The organism is Stenotrophomonas sp. 63632_Sma (assembly GCF_056482875.1).
Window position 1 is genome coordinate 4,054,328 of the sequence record NZ_CM151220.1, and the last position, 13,314, is coordinate 4,067,641.

Below are 13,314 nucleotides of genomic sequence, written 5' to 3' on the forward strand. Positions count from 1 at the left end.
GCTCCAGGCAGTCATAAGCCGTGGAACGCTAGCATGGATCGCCGCGGCCGCCCCCGTGTCGAAGGTCAGGCCGCGGCGGTGGAGCCGCGACGGCCTCGCGCCGCCCCGCCGCTACGGCGACGTGCCTGTCCACCGGTACGACGCGCCAGCCGCAGCCACGACAGGCGCGGCAACGGAAAGCGCAGCAACGCCCACCAGGCCACCAGCGGCATGCCCACCAGCCACATCGGCAGCCAGCCCAGCCAGGCACTGCTGCCGCGCGCGGCCGGCCAGACCAGTACCAGCGCCATACCGGCCAGGGCCAGCTGCTGCACGCTGCGCAGCAGGCGCGGGTCGGCACGCTCGAGAATGACGCGTTCAGTTGCAGAGCGGCGGACGGAACGTGCGTTCATGAGGCTTCTCCGGTGGACAATGCAACACAGCATGGGCAACCCCCTTCTCACAGGTTGCGACACCATTGACGGATCGCGTGCACACAGTCGACCATGCGCGTGCAAGCCCACTGGAGCCCGCTCCCGCATGACTTCGATCCGCCCGCTCTGCGCCGCGCTGCTGGCCCTTTCCCTGGCCGGCCCCGCCGTGGCCGCCAGTGAGCCGCCGTCGCCCCGTACCAGCGCCCCTGGTGCGGCTGCCCTGGACGCACCGATCGACCTGAAGCGCTTCATGGGCACCTGGTACGTGATCGGCCGCGTGCCGAACTTCATCGAGCGCGGCCATGTGGCCAGCGTCAATAACTACGAACTGCGCGACGAGCACAAGGTCGGCATTACCTACCGCTACCGTGATGGCTTCGGCGAACCGCTGCAGGAAGTGCGTGCCCGCGCCAGCGTCGACCCGGACAGCGGCAACCACGGCTGGCGCACCTGGTTCTACCGTGTCGTGCCTACGCATTCGAGGGTGCTGGAAGTAGCGCCGGATTACTCGTGGGCACTGATCGGCTACCCGGGCCGCGAAATGGCCTGGATCTTCTCGCGTACGCCGGACATGGACAAAGCCCTGTACAAGGAGCTGGCCGAGCGCCTGCGTGACGAGTACGGCGTGAACACCGACAAGCTCAAGCGCGTGCCGCAGCACCCGGAGCAGGTCGGCAAGCTGGGCTACGAAGTACCGAACGTGCGTTGACTGGATTGTGGCCGCGGACCTCGGTCCGTGCGCCCCGAATTCACGCTGCCCGCGGCTGTACCCGTCGCTCGATCTCGCTGCGCGTTGGCAATGTCTTGAGGTCGTAGGCCGCCTGCATCGCAAGCCAGGACGCGGCATCCCCACCAAAATGTCGCGCCAGCCGTGCCGCGGTATCGGCCGAAATACTGCGCTCCCCGTGCACGATGGCGTGCAGCCGTGTTGCGGGAACATCCAAGGCCCTTGCCAGCGCGTTCACGCTCAACGCCAGAGGCATCAGGAACTCTTCGCGCAGGATCTCGCCAGGATGGATGGCGCGCATGCCGTTGTGGGGACGCTTCATGGCGGGCACCTCAGTGATAGTCAACAATTTCCACGGCATCGGCACCGTTGTCAGTCCAGGTAAAGCACAGCCGCCACTGGTCATTGATACGCAAGCTGTACTGCCCTCTCCGATCACCTGACAGCGCCTCGAGTCGGTTCCCGGGCGGGCTGCGCAGGAATGCCAACGTCTGTGCCGAGTCGAGCAGCTGCAGCTTGCGCTCGGCAGCCCGCCGGATCGAAAGCCAGGCACGTGGACAGGTTCCTTCAAACAGGGCACGGGTCTGCTTGCAGCGGAATGAACGGATCATTCCGTAAAACGTATTACGTTGAACGGAACATACCAAGGAACGGGGTGTGCTGCCAGTCCCAGTCTGGCGATATCGATTCCTGATGGGTGTGGCGGCTTCCAGAGCCTGGCGCTATGACAGGCACACTGTCGAAGTTCTGCAGGTTCTGCAGGCTCTGCCGGCCAGCGGCCGGCACTACCGTTTCCAGGCAATGGGGTAGAGCCGGCCGCTGGCCGGCTGCCGCGATGCACCGGGCGACGCCGGGGGCAGCGCCCCGGCGCCTCGTCATTTGCGGCTGTAATGCGCGACCAAGCGGTCGCCGAGCATCTGCAGCAGCTGCACCAGCACCAGCAGCAGGACCACGGTAACCAGGGCCACGTCGGTGTGCGAGCGCTGGTAGCCGTCGCGGAACGCCAGGTCGCCGAGGCCGCCGGAGCCGATCGCGCCGCCCATCGCGGTGAAGCCGATCAGCGCCACGGTGGTGACCGTCGCACCGGCGATCAGGCCGGGGCGCGCCTCGGGCAGCAGCACGCGGGTGACCAGCTGCCAGGTGGTGGCACCCATCGACTGGGTCGCTTCGATCACGCCACGGTCCACTTCGCGCAGTGCGGTTTCGACCAGGCGCGCGTAGAACGGCGCGGCACCGATCACCAGCGGCACGATCGCACCGCGTACCCCCAGCGACGTCCCCATCAGGAACAGGGTGACCGGGATCAGCACGATCATCAGGATGATGAAAGGCACCGAGCGCAACAGGTTCACCACCAGCGCCAGCACGCCGTAGGCGAACGGACGGCGCTTCATCTGCGGCGCGCCGAACAGGTACAGCAGCACGCCCAGCGGCAGGCCGATGGCCAGGGTCAGCGGCAGCGAACCGAGCAGCATCAGCAGGGTGTCGATGGTGGCCTGGCCGATGTCGGCCCACTTGCCCGCATCCAGGTGGCGGAAGAATCCGCCGGCAGTGGCGATGATCATCGACGCAGCTCCTCAACGTGCACGCCGGCAGCCACGAACGCGGCCTGCGCGGCGGACTGGTCACCGCCCACCAGGGCGACCACCAGCTGGCCATACGGGGTGTCCTTGATCCGGTCGATACGGCCGGACAGGATGTTGTAGTCGACCCCGGTCTCCCGCGCGACACTGCCGAGCAGGGGTTCGTAGGTGTCTCCGCCGAGGAAGGTCAGGCGCACGATGCGGCCACCGACAGCATCGAAATCACGGTGCAGCGCGCCTTCATCCACGTGCTCCGATTCGCTGACGAAACGGCGCGTGGTCGGGTGCTGCGGGTGCAGGAACACCCGGGTGACCGGCCCGGTCTCGACCATCTGGCCGGCGTCGAGCACGGCGACACGGTCGCAGACACGGCGGATCACGTCCATCTCGTGGGTGATCAGCACGATCGTCAGGCCCAGCTCGCGATTGATCTTCGACAGCAGCGACAACACCGAGGCGGTGGTCTGCGGGTCCAGCGCACTGGTGGCCTCGTCGCACAGCAGGATCTGCGGGCGTGTCGCCAGCGCACGGGCGATGCCGACGCGCTGCTTCTGGCCACCGGACAGCTGTGCCGGGTACTTCTGCGCGTGCGCCTCCAGGCCCACGGTCTGCAGCAGCTCGGCCACGCGTGCATCGATCTCCGCCTTCGGCGTGCCCGCCAGCTCCAGCGGGAAGGCAACGTTGCCGGCCACCGTGCGCGACGACAGCAGGTTGAAGTGCTGGAAGATCATGCCGATGCGCCTGCGCAGCGCGCGCAGGCCATCCGCGTCCAGTGCGGTGACATCCTCGCCACCGATCAGCAGGCGACCACCGCTGGGCTCTTCCAGGCGGTTGATCATGCGGATCAGGGTCGACTTGCCGGCGCCGGAATGGCCGATGATGCCGAATACCTCACCGGCCTCGATGGTCAGGTCCAGCGGCTGCAGCGCGCTGACTGCGCGGCCGGCAACGGCATAGGATTTGTGCAGGCGCTGGAACTCGATCACGGGCGTGGCTCACCGGCTGGGTGACGGAAGGGGGCGTGCAGCCTACCAGCGCAGGCGGTCGCGCGCCCGCGCCATGGGCCAGAATGTTATTCCTTTTGGTTCTAAGTCGCCCGCACCCGGTAGTGTCGGCCGCTGGCCGGCACCTGCAGCGATCCCTCCGGGGCAAGGAGTTGCCGGCCAGCGGCCGGCACTACCCCGGCTCAGGGATGATCCAGCGGCTTCGGCGGTTCCTGCCGGTTCACCCGCTCACGGTGCAGCAGGTACAACCCCGAGGCGACGATGATCGCCGCGCCCACCCAGGTATAGCTGTCCGGCAGCTGGCCCCAGAAGGCCAGGTCCCAGCCGATCACCCACACCAGGCCGCTGTACTCCAACGGCGCGATCATCGACGCCTCGCCCAGCTGGAAGGCCTTGGTCAGGGCGATCTGACCGAGCGCTCCGGCCAGACCCATGCCGGCGATCAGCGGCGCATGCGCCAGCTGCAGCGGCACCCAGCCGGGAAGGGCCAGCAGACCGGCACCGATGGCCATTATCACCAGGAACCAGACCACCATCGACTGCGAGGTATCGGTGCGGGTGAGCAGGCTGACCGTGATCGCCGCCACGGCATACGCGGTGGCCGCGGCCAGCACCATCAGCCCCGGCACCGAAATGAAGCCGTCCACGCCCGGCCGCAGTACCACCAGCACGCCGACCAGGCCGATGCCGATGGCCACCCAGCGCCGCGGGCCAACCCGCTCACCCAGCAACGGCACCGACAGCGCGGCGATCAGCAGTGGGGCAACGAAATAGATGGTGTAGGCGGTGGACAGCGGCAGGTCACGCAGGGCGAACACGAAGCAGCCGATCATCGCCATGCCCAGCCCACCACGCAGCAGGTGCAGGCCCCAGCGGCGCGGGATCAGCGAGCGCGGGCCGGCGCTGACCAGCACCCAGACCAGCACGAACGGCAACGAAGCCGCACCACGCAGGAAGGTCACTTCCAGGGTCGGATAGCTGGCCGACAGCTGCTTCATGCCAGCATCCATCAGCGAGAAACAGGCGACCGCAGCGACCATCCAGGCCACCGCACGCGAAGGGGAGCGTTGCACGTTCATGGCCCATTATCGCCCGCCTGTTGCTCTTATGTAGCGCCGAGCCATGCTCGGCGGGCCGTCTTGTAGAGTCGAGCCATGCTCAACTGCTCTTCACAAAGCCGCCGAGCATGGCTCGGCGCTACAAGGGAGGGAGCGAGTCGAGCATGGCTCGACTCCACAAAACGGGTATGCAGCCAGCACGATAGAATGACCGCCACTGAATTCTGCGGAGCACCGCCCATGCCTTCCTTCGACGTCGTGTCCGAAGTCGACACCCACGAGCTGACCAACGCCATCGACCAGGCCAACCGCGAACTGGCCACCCGCTTCGACTTCAAGGGCGTGGACGCCAAGTTCGAACGCGATGGCGATGTCATCAACCAGACGGCGCCGACCGAGTTCCAGCTCAAGCAGATGAACGACATCCTGCGCGCACGCCTGGCCGCGCGCGGCATCGACGTGCTCAGCCTGGAGTTCGGCGACATCGAAACCAACCTGGCCCAGGCCCGGCAGAAGATCACCGTCAAGCAGGGCATCGAGCAGAAGATCGCCAAGAAGATCGCGGCGGCACTGAAGGACGCCAAGCTGAAGGTGGAAAGCCAGATCAACGGCGACAAGCTGCGCGTGCAGGGCAAGAAGCGCGACGATCTGCAGGACGCCATCGCCGTGCTCAAGGCCGGCAAGTTCGAACTGCCGCTGCAGTTCAACAACTTCCGCGACTGATGCCCCCGCCGGGCCCTGCCCGGTGGACTACGCGGTCAATCGCGCAGCAGCTTGTACAGCGTGGTGCGCGAGATTCCCAACTGGCGTGCGGCCAGGCTGAGGTTGCCGTCAGCGGCCAGGGCCGCGCGACGCGCGGCCTCACGCTGCTGGTCACGCAGCAGCGGCGCGACCGGATCTGCCGGGGTGCTCCGCTGAGTAGACCGGTGCGTCGCGCCCCGCGGCCCCTGCAGACGCTGCAGGTAGACCGCACTGCCCTCGCCCAGCCGGACCCGATGCGCTGCGCCCGGTTGCAGCAGCCGACGCCGTTGCGCCGCACTGGCACCGGCAAACAGCGCTTCCAGACCCAGCAGCGGCAACGGCCCGCGCCGTGGCAGGCCCAGCAGGCGCCGTGCAACGCGGTTGGCTGCACGCAGCTGGCCATCCTCCTGCACCGCCAGCAGCCCCTGCAGCGGTGACGCCAGCCAGCGCGGATCATGTTGCACGGCCAGCAGGTGCACGTCAGTGAGGCTGTGGAACAAGCGATTTTCGCTGGCCAGTGCAGCCTGCCGGAAATAGCCCTGCAGCAGCGCGGGATCGCGCTCGCCAAGACCGGTGATGTCGATCACTCCGCAGACCCGACCGTCGAGATCGTGCAGTGGCTCGCTCAGGCAGAACACCGGCGCGAACCGCTGCAGGTAGTGTTCGTTGCCGCGCACCAGTGCCGGCACATCGTCGGCCAGGCTGACCGCTGGCGCGGTGGTGCCGATCTCGGTCTCGCCCAGCTGTCGCTCGACCTGGATCGGCCGCAGCAAGGGAGCATCTTCCAGCCCGTGGGCCTGCTGGGCGATCACCATGCCGTCGCGGTTGGCGCAGAACATCGTCCAGCCACGCCCACCGAAGGCCGCCCAGAGCTGTTCCAGCTCCGGCTGCACGCAACGCGCCAGGCGCCGGTCATCGGGATGGGACAGATGGCGGCCATCGCCCAGCAGCGGCCGATAGTCCGGCTCCTGCCCCGGCTGCAGGCCCGCCGCGCGCGAACGCAGCCATGACTGCTGCAGCGGCAGCGGCAACACGCCCAATGAGCGCGCATCGCCGTCGGCGAAAGCGGCACGTGCCGCCACCAGTTGTTGCTGCCCGACTGTCGTGGCCATCATGGACGCAGCGTACACCCGCCAGCGGCAACGTCATGTTACGTCTCGGCAACGGAGCGTTTCCGTTTCAAGACGCGTTCAAACAAAGGGGCAGAGCCGTTATGGAAAACGGATCTGCCCCATGCAGGCCAGCGGCCGGCACTACCAACAGGGGAAACTACGCCGCGATGCGCAGCACCGGCTTCAGGGTAATGCCACGGGTACTGTCTTCGGCGGCCTGGTTGATCTGTTCCAGCGGATAGAACTTCACCAGTTTGTCGAACGGGAAGCGTCCCTGCTGGAACAGGGTCACCAGCTGCGGAATGAACACCTGCGGCACACTGTCGCCCTCGACGATGCCGCGGATGCTGCGACCGCCGAGCAGCAGGTTGTTCACATCGAAACTGGCGGTGGTGCCCAGCTTCGGCGCACCGACCACGCCCATCATGCCCAGCCCACCCAGCGCCTCGACGCCAGCGGACAGCACGTCCGGACGACCGGTCGATTCCAGCGCGAAGTCAGCACCCCCACCCGTGATCGCACGCACCGCCTCGACCACATCGGTCTCCCGGCTGTTGACCACGTGGGTGGCCCCCAGCTCCAGAGCAAGCTCCAGGCGCGAAGGCACCACGTCGATGGCAATGATGGTGGTGGCCCCGGCCACCTTGGCCGCCATCACCGCGCTCAGGCCCACCGCACCGGCACCATAGCTTGCAAAGCTGCTGCCCGACCGCACCTGCAGCGAGTTGAGCACCGCACCGGCACCGGTCTGGATGCCGCACCCCAGCGGGCCCAGCAGTTCCAGTGGTGCGTCATCAGGCACCTTGATCGCATTGATCTCGCGGGCCAGCGCGTAGGTGGCAAACGAGGACTGGGCGAAGAAATGATCGTGCAGCGGCTGACCCTGTGCATCGGTGATGGCGGTATGGCCGTGGCCATCATCGCCACCGAAGTTCAGGGCGAAGAAATCCCTGCAGTAAGCACCGTGTCCCCCCCGGCAGGGATTGCAGTGACCACAGGCGCCGTAGGTCAGCACCACGTGATCCCCCGCCTTGAGGTCGCGCACGTTCGGGCCAACCGCTTCGACGATGCCCGCCCCCTCATGGCCCAGCACCGCCGGCAGCGGCACCGGATAGTACTGATCGCGCACGATCAGGTCGGTATGGCACAGGCCGGTGGCCACCACCTTCACCAGCACCTCGTCGTCCTGGGGACCGCGCAGCGTCGCCTGCTCGATGACGAAGGGCTGCTCCTTGCCGCGTACCACGGCGGCGGTGATCTCACGCGTTGCGTTGTTGTCGTTCATCGTGATGGCTCCTTCGATCAGATCGGATAAGCGGGCGCTTCGCCCTTGACGGTCAACCACTGCCACTGGGTGAACTCCTCGCCGTTGGCCGGGCCACCGATGCTGGTGCCGTTGCCGGACGCGCCGACGCCGCCGAAGGGGTTGATCACCTCGTCATTCACGGTCTGGTCGTTGATGTGCAGCAGACCGGTACGCAGGCGCTCGCCGATCTTCAGCGCGCGGCCGACGTTGCTGGACACGATCGCCATCGACAGCCCGTACTCGCTGTCGTTGGCCAGGCGCACGGCTTCGTCGTCATCGTCGAACGGCACCACCACCGCCACCGGCGCGAAGATCTCCTCGCTGAAGGCCGGATTGTCGGCCGCAACGTTGCCGAGCACGGTGGGTGCGAAGAACAGCTCCCGGTGTGTGCCGCCCGCTTCCAGCGTGGCACCGGCCTGCACCGCCTGCTCGACCACGCGTGCGGCATGGTCGCGCTGGCCAGCATTGATCAGCGGGCCGATCGCCACGTCCTCACGTGCCGGGTCGCCTACCTTCAGCGCGTTGGCCTTGGCCACCAGTTTCTGCAGGAACGTGTCGTGGATCTTCCGGTGCACCAGCACGCGGCCGGTCGCCATGCAGATCTGGCCCTGGTGCAGGTAGACGCCCCACGCGGTGTTGGCCACCGCCAGGTCCAGGTCCGCATCGTCCAGGATGATCAACGAATTCTTGCCACCCAACTCCAGCGAAACCTTTTTCAGGTGCTTGCCCGCCGCTTCGCCGACCTTGCGCCCCGCGGCGGTGGAACCGGTGAACTGGATCATCGCCACGTGCGAATCACTGGTCAGTGCGGCCCCGGCCGCGCCATCGCCGGGCAGCATGTGCAGCACGCCTGCCGGCAGGCCCGCCTGCTCGAACAAGCGCGCGATCACCGCGCCACCACACACCGCCGTACGCGGGTCCGGCTTGAGAACCACAGCATTGCCCAGCGCGATCGCCGGGGCCACCGCGCGCATCGCAAGGTAGAGCGGGAAGTTGAACGGCGAGATGACCCCGACCACGCCCAGCGGGCGGCGCCGCGCCAGGTTCAGCTTGCCCGGCTCGGAGGGCAGGATCTCACCCGTGCTGCGCGACGGCAGTGCGGCGGCCTCGTGCAGCGCCTTGATCGTCACCTTGGCCTCGAAGCCGGCCTTCAGGCGGGTCGAGCCGCTTTCGCGCACCAGCCACTCGACCAGGGTGTCGATGTTCTCTTCGGCCAGACGCGCGGCCTTGCGCAGCACGTCGGCACGCTGTTCGTAGGGCGCCGCCGCCCAAGCCTGCTGCGCCTGTGCCGCGGCAGCCGCCGAACGCGCGATCTGCGCCGGGTCGGCCAGGCCGATCTCGCCCAGCTCCCGGCCAGTGGCCGGTTCAATCACCGGGTGCCGTTGCGGGGCAGCCTGCCAGTGGCCATCAAAGAAGGCGCCGGCCCAGAGGGCGTCCGGCAGCCACGGGGAAGATGCAGTCATGGGTGTCCTCCTGTGTCATGCATCCATTCCACGCCCGTCGCCCCGGACTGGCAATCGGCCATCCATCGGTAGCGCGCAACGGTTTGAATCTTCAGGAATTTCCAGCTTCGCCACTGTCCAGTTCCTGCACAGTGGACAGCGCAGCACCGGCACACTGCCTACAATGGCGGCCCCGCCAGCCCACGTGCCCGCCATGACCGATTCCCACCTGCCCACCGATGACCCGATCGCCGCCACCCGCCTGTGGCTGGAGCGCATCGTCATCGGCCTGAACCTGTGCCCGTTCGCCAAGGCGGTGTACGTGAAGGACCAGGTCCGCATCGTGCTCAGCGATGCGACCACGCCGGAAGCGCTGGTTGAACAGCTGGCCGAGGAGCTGGTGCTGCTGCGCGATACGCCGGCCGAGCAGATCGACACGACGCTGATCGTGCATCCGCAGGTGCTGACCGATTTCCTCGACTACAACGATTTCCTCGACAACGCCGATGCGGCGATCGAGGCACTGGACCTGCAGGGCATCCTGCAGGTGGCCAGCTTCCACCCGGACTACCAGTTCGATGGCGTGGCCGCGGACGACGCCAGCAACTACACCAACCGTGCACCCTTCCCCACCCTGCACCTGCTGCGCGAAGACAGCGTGGCACGCGCGGTGGATGTCTATCCGGACCCGGACGTGATCGTCGAGCGCAACATCCAGACCCTGGACCGCATCGGTGTGGACGGCTGGCATCGCCGCCTGCGCGGCGAAGACCTGACGTGAGCACGGTGCCGCCGATCGCCGCATGGCCGGCCGCGCCACTGTCGGGCAAGGTTGTGCTGGTCACCGGCGGTGCCAACGGCATCGGCCGTGGCATCGCCCAGGCCGTGCTCGGTGCCGGCGGACGCGTGCTGATCGGCGACCTGGACGTGGAGGCCGGAGAAGCGTGTCTGGCGGAATGGCAGCGCGGCGAGGATGCCGCGTTCCAGCGCCTGGACATCACCGACGAAGCCAGCGTGCGCGACTTCATCGCCGTGGCCCTGCAGCGTTTCGGCCGTATCGACGGACTGGTGAACAACGCGGGCATCGCCGGTCTACACGGCACAGAGTTGCAGGATATGGACTGGGACGAGTGGCAGCGCCGGCTGTCGTCACTGCACGGTGCATTCCTGTGCAGCAAGCACACGTTGCCAGCACTGACCGCCAGCGCCGCCGGTGCGATCATCAACATCGCCTCCACCCGGGCCTGGCAATCCGAAGCACACAGCGAAGCCTATGCGGCAGCCAAGGGTGGGCTGGTGGCCTTCACCCATGCACTTGCGATCAGCGCCGGTCCGGCGGTGCGTGTGAACAGCATCAGCCCCGGCTGGATCGGCACCACTGCGTGGCAGGCCCCCTCACGGCGCCACGCGCCGGAATACTCAGCCATCGACCACGCGCAACACCCGGTCGGCCGGGTCGGCCGCCCCGAAGACATCGGTGCACTGGCGGTGTACCTGCTGTCGTCGCTGTCCGGTTTCACCACCGGCCAGGACTTCATCGTGGACGGTGGCATGACCCGGAAGATGATCTACGCCGAATGACCCCAAGGCGCGACGCCCGGTAGAGGCCAACCTTGGTTGGCCTGGGCTTTTCGCCAACCAAGGCGTTACACCATGTCCGAACATTCCGGTAGATCCACGCCATGCGTGGATAACGGTAACGTGCCAACCAAGGTTGGCACCTACCAAACACCTTACGCCATGCCCGAGTGGCGCAGCAGCGCGTCGATCTGAGGCGCGCGGCCGCGGAAGGCCTTGAAGTTCTCCGCCGCCGGGCGGCTGCCACCGCGCGACAGGATCTCTTCGCGGAAGCGCGCGCCGGTTTCAGCCAGCGCCTGCGGCGCCTCCTCGAACGCCGCATAGGCATCGGCGCTCAGCACCTCGGCCCACTTGTAGCTGTAGTAACCCGCGGCGTAACCGCCGGCGAAGATATGGCTGAACTGGTGCGGGAAGCGGTTCCAGACCGGCGGGTGGTTCACTGCCACTTCCGCACGCACGCGGTCGAGCAGTGCCAGCACGCTGTCCTGCGCCGGTTCGAACTGGCTGTGCAGCAGCATGTCGAACAGGCCGAACTCCAGCTGGCGCACCGTGGCCATGCCGCTGTGGAAATTGCGCGCGGCCAGCATGCGCTCGTACAGCGCGCGCGGCAGCGGCTCACCCGTTTCAACATGCGCGGTCATGCCCTGCAGGTGGTCCCATTCCCAGCAGAAGTTCTCCATGAACTGGCTGGGCAGCTCCACCGCGTCCCATTCCACGCCGTTGATGCCGGCCACACCCAGTTCGCCGATGCGGGTCAGCAGCTGGTGCAGGCCGTGGCCCATCTCATGGAACAACGTGGTTACTTCGTTGTGGCTGAAGGTCGCCGGCTTGCCGTTGGCACCACGGCCGAAGTTGCACACCAGGTAGACCAGCGGCGTCTGCACGCTGCCATCCCCACGCACGCGACGGTTGCGGCAATCGTCCATCCACGCGCCACCGCGCTTGCCTTCGCGCGCGTACAAGTCCAGGTAGAACTGGCCAACCAGCGCGCCCTGCGCATCGACCAGGCGGAAGAAGCGCACATCTTCGTGCCACACCGGCGCGCTGTCCTCCTGCACGCGCAGGCCGTACAGCTGCTCGATCACCGAGAACAGGCCGCCCAGCACCTTCGGTTCGGTGAAGTACTGCTTCACTTCCTGTTCGGAATAGCTGTAACGCGCCTGCTTCAGGCGATCGGCAGCGAATGCCAGGTCCCAGGCCTGCAGGCTGTCGAAACCGAGTTGCTCGCGTGCGAACTGTTCCAGTTCAGCACGGTCCTTGGCCGCGAACGGCTTGGCGCGCGAGGCCAGGTCACGCAGGAAACCGAGCACCTCGGCCGGGTCCTGCGCCATCTTGGTCGCCACCGAATAATCACCATACGAACCGAAGCCGAGCAGTGCGGCGAGTTCCGCGCGCAGGGCGAGGATGCGGTCGATGTTGCCGCTGTTGTCCAGCGTGTCATCGCCGAATTCGGACGCACGCTGTGCGCTGGCACGGTACAGGATCTCGCGCAGGTCGCGGTCCTCACCCCAGGTCTGCACCGGCAGGTAGCACGGCATCTGCAGGGTCAGTTTCCAGCCAGACTTGCCGTCCTTCTGTGCTGCGGCATGCGCGGCGGCCTTCACGTCTTCCGGCAGGCCCTTCAATCGCGCTTCGTCCTCGACGATCAGCGACCAGGCATCGGTAGCGTCAAGAACGTTCTGCGAGAACTTCGCCGACAGCGCCGACAGCTCTTCCTTGATCGCCGCGAAGCGCTGCTGCGCCTCCGGCGCCAGCTCGGCGCCGCCGAGGCGGAAGTCACGCAGCGTGTTGTCCAGCACCTTGCGCTGGGCCTCGTCGAAGCGCGCCGCCTCGGTGCTGGCGGCCAGTGTCTGGTACTGCCGGTACAACGCCAGGTTCTGGCTGAGCGCACTGGCGAAGCGGGTCACCCGCGGCAGGTTGCTGTTGTAGGCCTCACGCAGTTCCGGGGTGTTGACCACGCCCTGCAGGTGGCCGACCAGGCCCCAGGCGCGCCACAGCCGCTCGGTGGCATCGTCCAGCGGGGCAACGAAGGTCTCCCAGCGCACCGGCTGCACCTGCTCGGCCGTGCTGACGGCGGCTTCGGCCTCGGCCAGCAGCACGTCCAGCGCCGGCGCCACGTGCTCGGGGCGAATCGCCTCGAAGCGCGGCAGGCCGGAAAAATCGAGCAGGGGGTTGGCAACGGTCACGGCAGGTCTCCAGGGAACGGGCCCGGCGGGCGGGCAGCTTGGTAGATATGGCGCTGGCAGGCGGGGCTGACAAGGGGGCACGGCCCGGCATTCACGTCGGCCTTACGGTCCCGCGCTGAAGCTCTGGCTGCGGGGGAGTCCGCAGCGGTACGCACCGAACGAGG

14 protein-coding genes are annotated in these 13,314 nt (G+C 67.2%); 4 read left to right on the top strand and 10 right to left on the bottom strand.

The window, feature by feature from the left end:
- Positions 1-65: 65 nt before the first annotated feature.
- Positions 66-392, bottom strand: a complete 327-nt coding sequence (locus tag ACZK45_RS18785) for a hypothetical protein (protein ID WP_049399225.1) — start codon at positions 390-392, stop codon at positions 66-68.
- Between the two features lie 127 nt (positions 393-519).
- Here ACZK45_RS18785 and ACZK45_RS18790 point away from each other — a divergent pair, with 127 nt between their 5' ends.
- Positions 520-1,122 carry a lipocalin family protein gene (locus ACZK45_RS18790; protein ID WP_180838455.1) on the top strand — a complete coding sequence of 201 codons (603 nt, stop codon included), beginning with the start codon at positions 520-522 and terminating at the stop codon, positions 1,120-1,122.
- 40 nt (positions 1,123-1,162) lie between these two features.
- Here ACZK45_RS18790 and ACZK45_RS18795 read toward each other — a convergent pair whose 3' ends face one another.
- The 5 genes from ACZK45_RS18795 to ACZK45_RS18815 form a co-directional block, all read right to left on the bottom strand.
- Entirely contained in the window at positions 1,163-1,462 is a 300-nt protein-coding gene (locus ACZK45_RS18795; RefSeq protein ID WP_049463234.1) for a HigA family addiction module antitoxin, read from the bottom strand.
- A gap of 10 nt (positions 1,463-1,472) precedes the next feature.
- Complete coding sequence (locus ACZK45_RS18800) at positions 1,473-1,751, bottom strand: type II toxin-antitoxin system RelE/ParE family toxin (protein ID WP_080356578.1); 279 nt, start codon at positions 1,749-1,751, stop codon at positions 1,473-1,475.
- 264 nt (positions 1,752-2,015) lie between these two features.
- Complete coding sequence (locus ACZK45_RS18805) at positions 2,016-2,705, bottom strand: methionine ABC transporter permease (RefSeq protein WP_032129021.1); 690 nt, start codon at positions 2,703-2,705, stop codon at positions 2,016-2,018.
- Positions 2,702-3,709 (bottom strand): methionine ABC transporter ATP-binding protein, encoded by a 1,008-nt coding sequence (locus tag ACZK45_RS18810; protein ID WP_032129022.1) that lies wholly within the window; start codon positions 3,707-3,709, stop codon positions 2,702-2,704. The genes ACZK45_RS18805 and ACZK45_RS18810 overlap by 4 nt, the downstream gene beginning before the upstream one ends.
- 200 nt (positions 3,710-3,909) lie before the next feature.
- Complete coding sequence (locus ACZK45_RS18815; protein WP_049399222.1) at positions 3,910-4,806, bottom strand: DMT family transporter; 897 nt, start codon at positions 4,804-4,806, stop codon at positions 3,910-3,912.
- Between the two features lie 219 nt (positions 4,807-5,025).
- On the opposite strand from ACZK45_RS18815, the gene ACZK45_RS18820 reads away from it, so the two are divergent.
- Positions 5,026-5,508, top strand: coding sequence for a YajQ family cyclic di-GMP-binding protein (locus ACZK45_RS18820; protein ID WP_006471121.1), 483 nt, complete (start codon positions 5,026-5,028; stop codon positions 5,506-5,508).
- 35 nt (positions 5,509-5,543) lie between these two features.
- On the opposite strand, the gene ACZK45_RS18825 is transcribed toward ACZK45_RS18820, so the two are convergent.
- The 3 genes from ACZK45_RS18825 to ACZK45_RS18835 form a co-directional block, all read right to left on the bottom strand.
- Complete coding sequence (locus ACZK45_RS18825) at positions 5,544-6,638, bottom strand: helix-turn-helix domain-containing protein (protein WP_478445064.1); 1,095 nt, start codon at positions 6,636-6,638, stop codon at positions 5,544-5,546.
- 157 nt (positions 6,639-6,795) lie between these two features.
- Positions 6,796-7,923, bottom strand: coding sequence for an NAD(P)-dependent alcohol dehydrogenase (locus ACZK45_RS18830; protein WP_049399218.1), 1,128 nt, complete (start codon positions 7,921-7,923; stop codon positions 6,796-6,798).
- A 17-nt stretch (positions 7,924-7,940) separates the two neighbouring features.
- On the bottom strand, positions 7,941-9,407 hold the full coding sequence (locus ACZK45_RS18835) for a benzaldehyde dehydrogenase (RefSeq protein WP_478445065.1): 1,467 nt from the start codon (positions 9,405-9,407) through the stop codon (positions 7,941-7,943).
- A gap of 193 nt (positions 9,408-9,600) precedes the next feature.
- Between ACZK45_RS18835 and ACZK45_RS18840 the strand changes: the two genes are divergently transcribed.
- Positions 9,601-10,167 carry a DUF1415 domain-containing protein gene (locus tag ACZK45_RS18840; RefSeq protein WP_032129027.1) on the top strand — a complete coding sequence of 189 codons (567 nt, stop codon included), beginning with the start codon at positions 9,601-9,603 and terminating at the stop codon, positions 10,165-10,167.
- A complete protein-coding gene (locus tag ACZK45_RS18845; protein WP_478445066.1) occupies positions 10,164-10,967 on the top strand; it encodes an SDR family oxidoreductase in 804 nt (267 codons plus the stop codon). The genes ACZK45_RS18840 and ACZK45_RS18845 overlap by 4 nt, the downstream gene beginning before the upstream one ends.
- A gap of 152 nt (positions 10,968-11,119) precedes the next feature.
- On the opposite strand, the gene ACZK45_RS18850 is transcribed toward ACZK45_RS18845, so the two are convergent.
- The gene (locus ACZK45_RS18850; protein ID WP_478445067.1) at positions 11,120-13,150 is read right to left on the bottom strand and encodes a M3 family metallopeptidase; all 2,031 of its coding nucleotides are present in this window, start codon (positions 13,148-13,150) and stop codon (positions 11,120-11,122) included.
- Positions 13,151-13,314 lie beyond the last annotated feature (164 nt).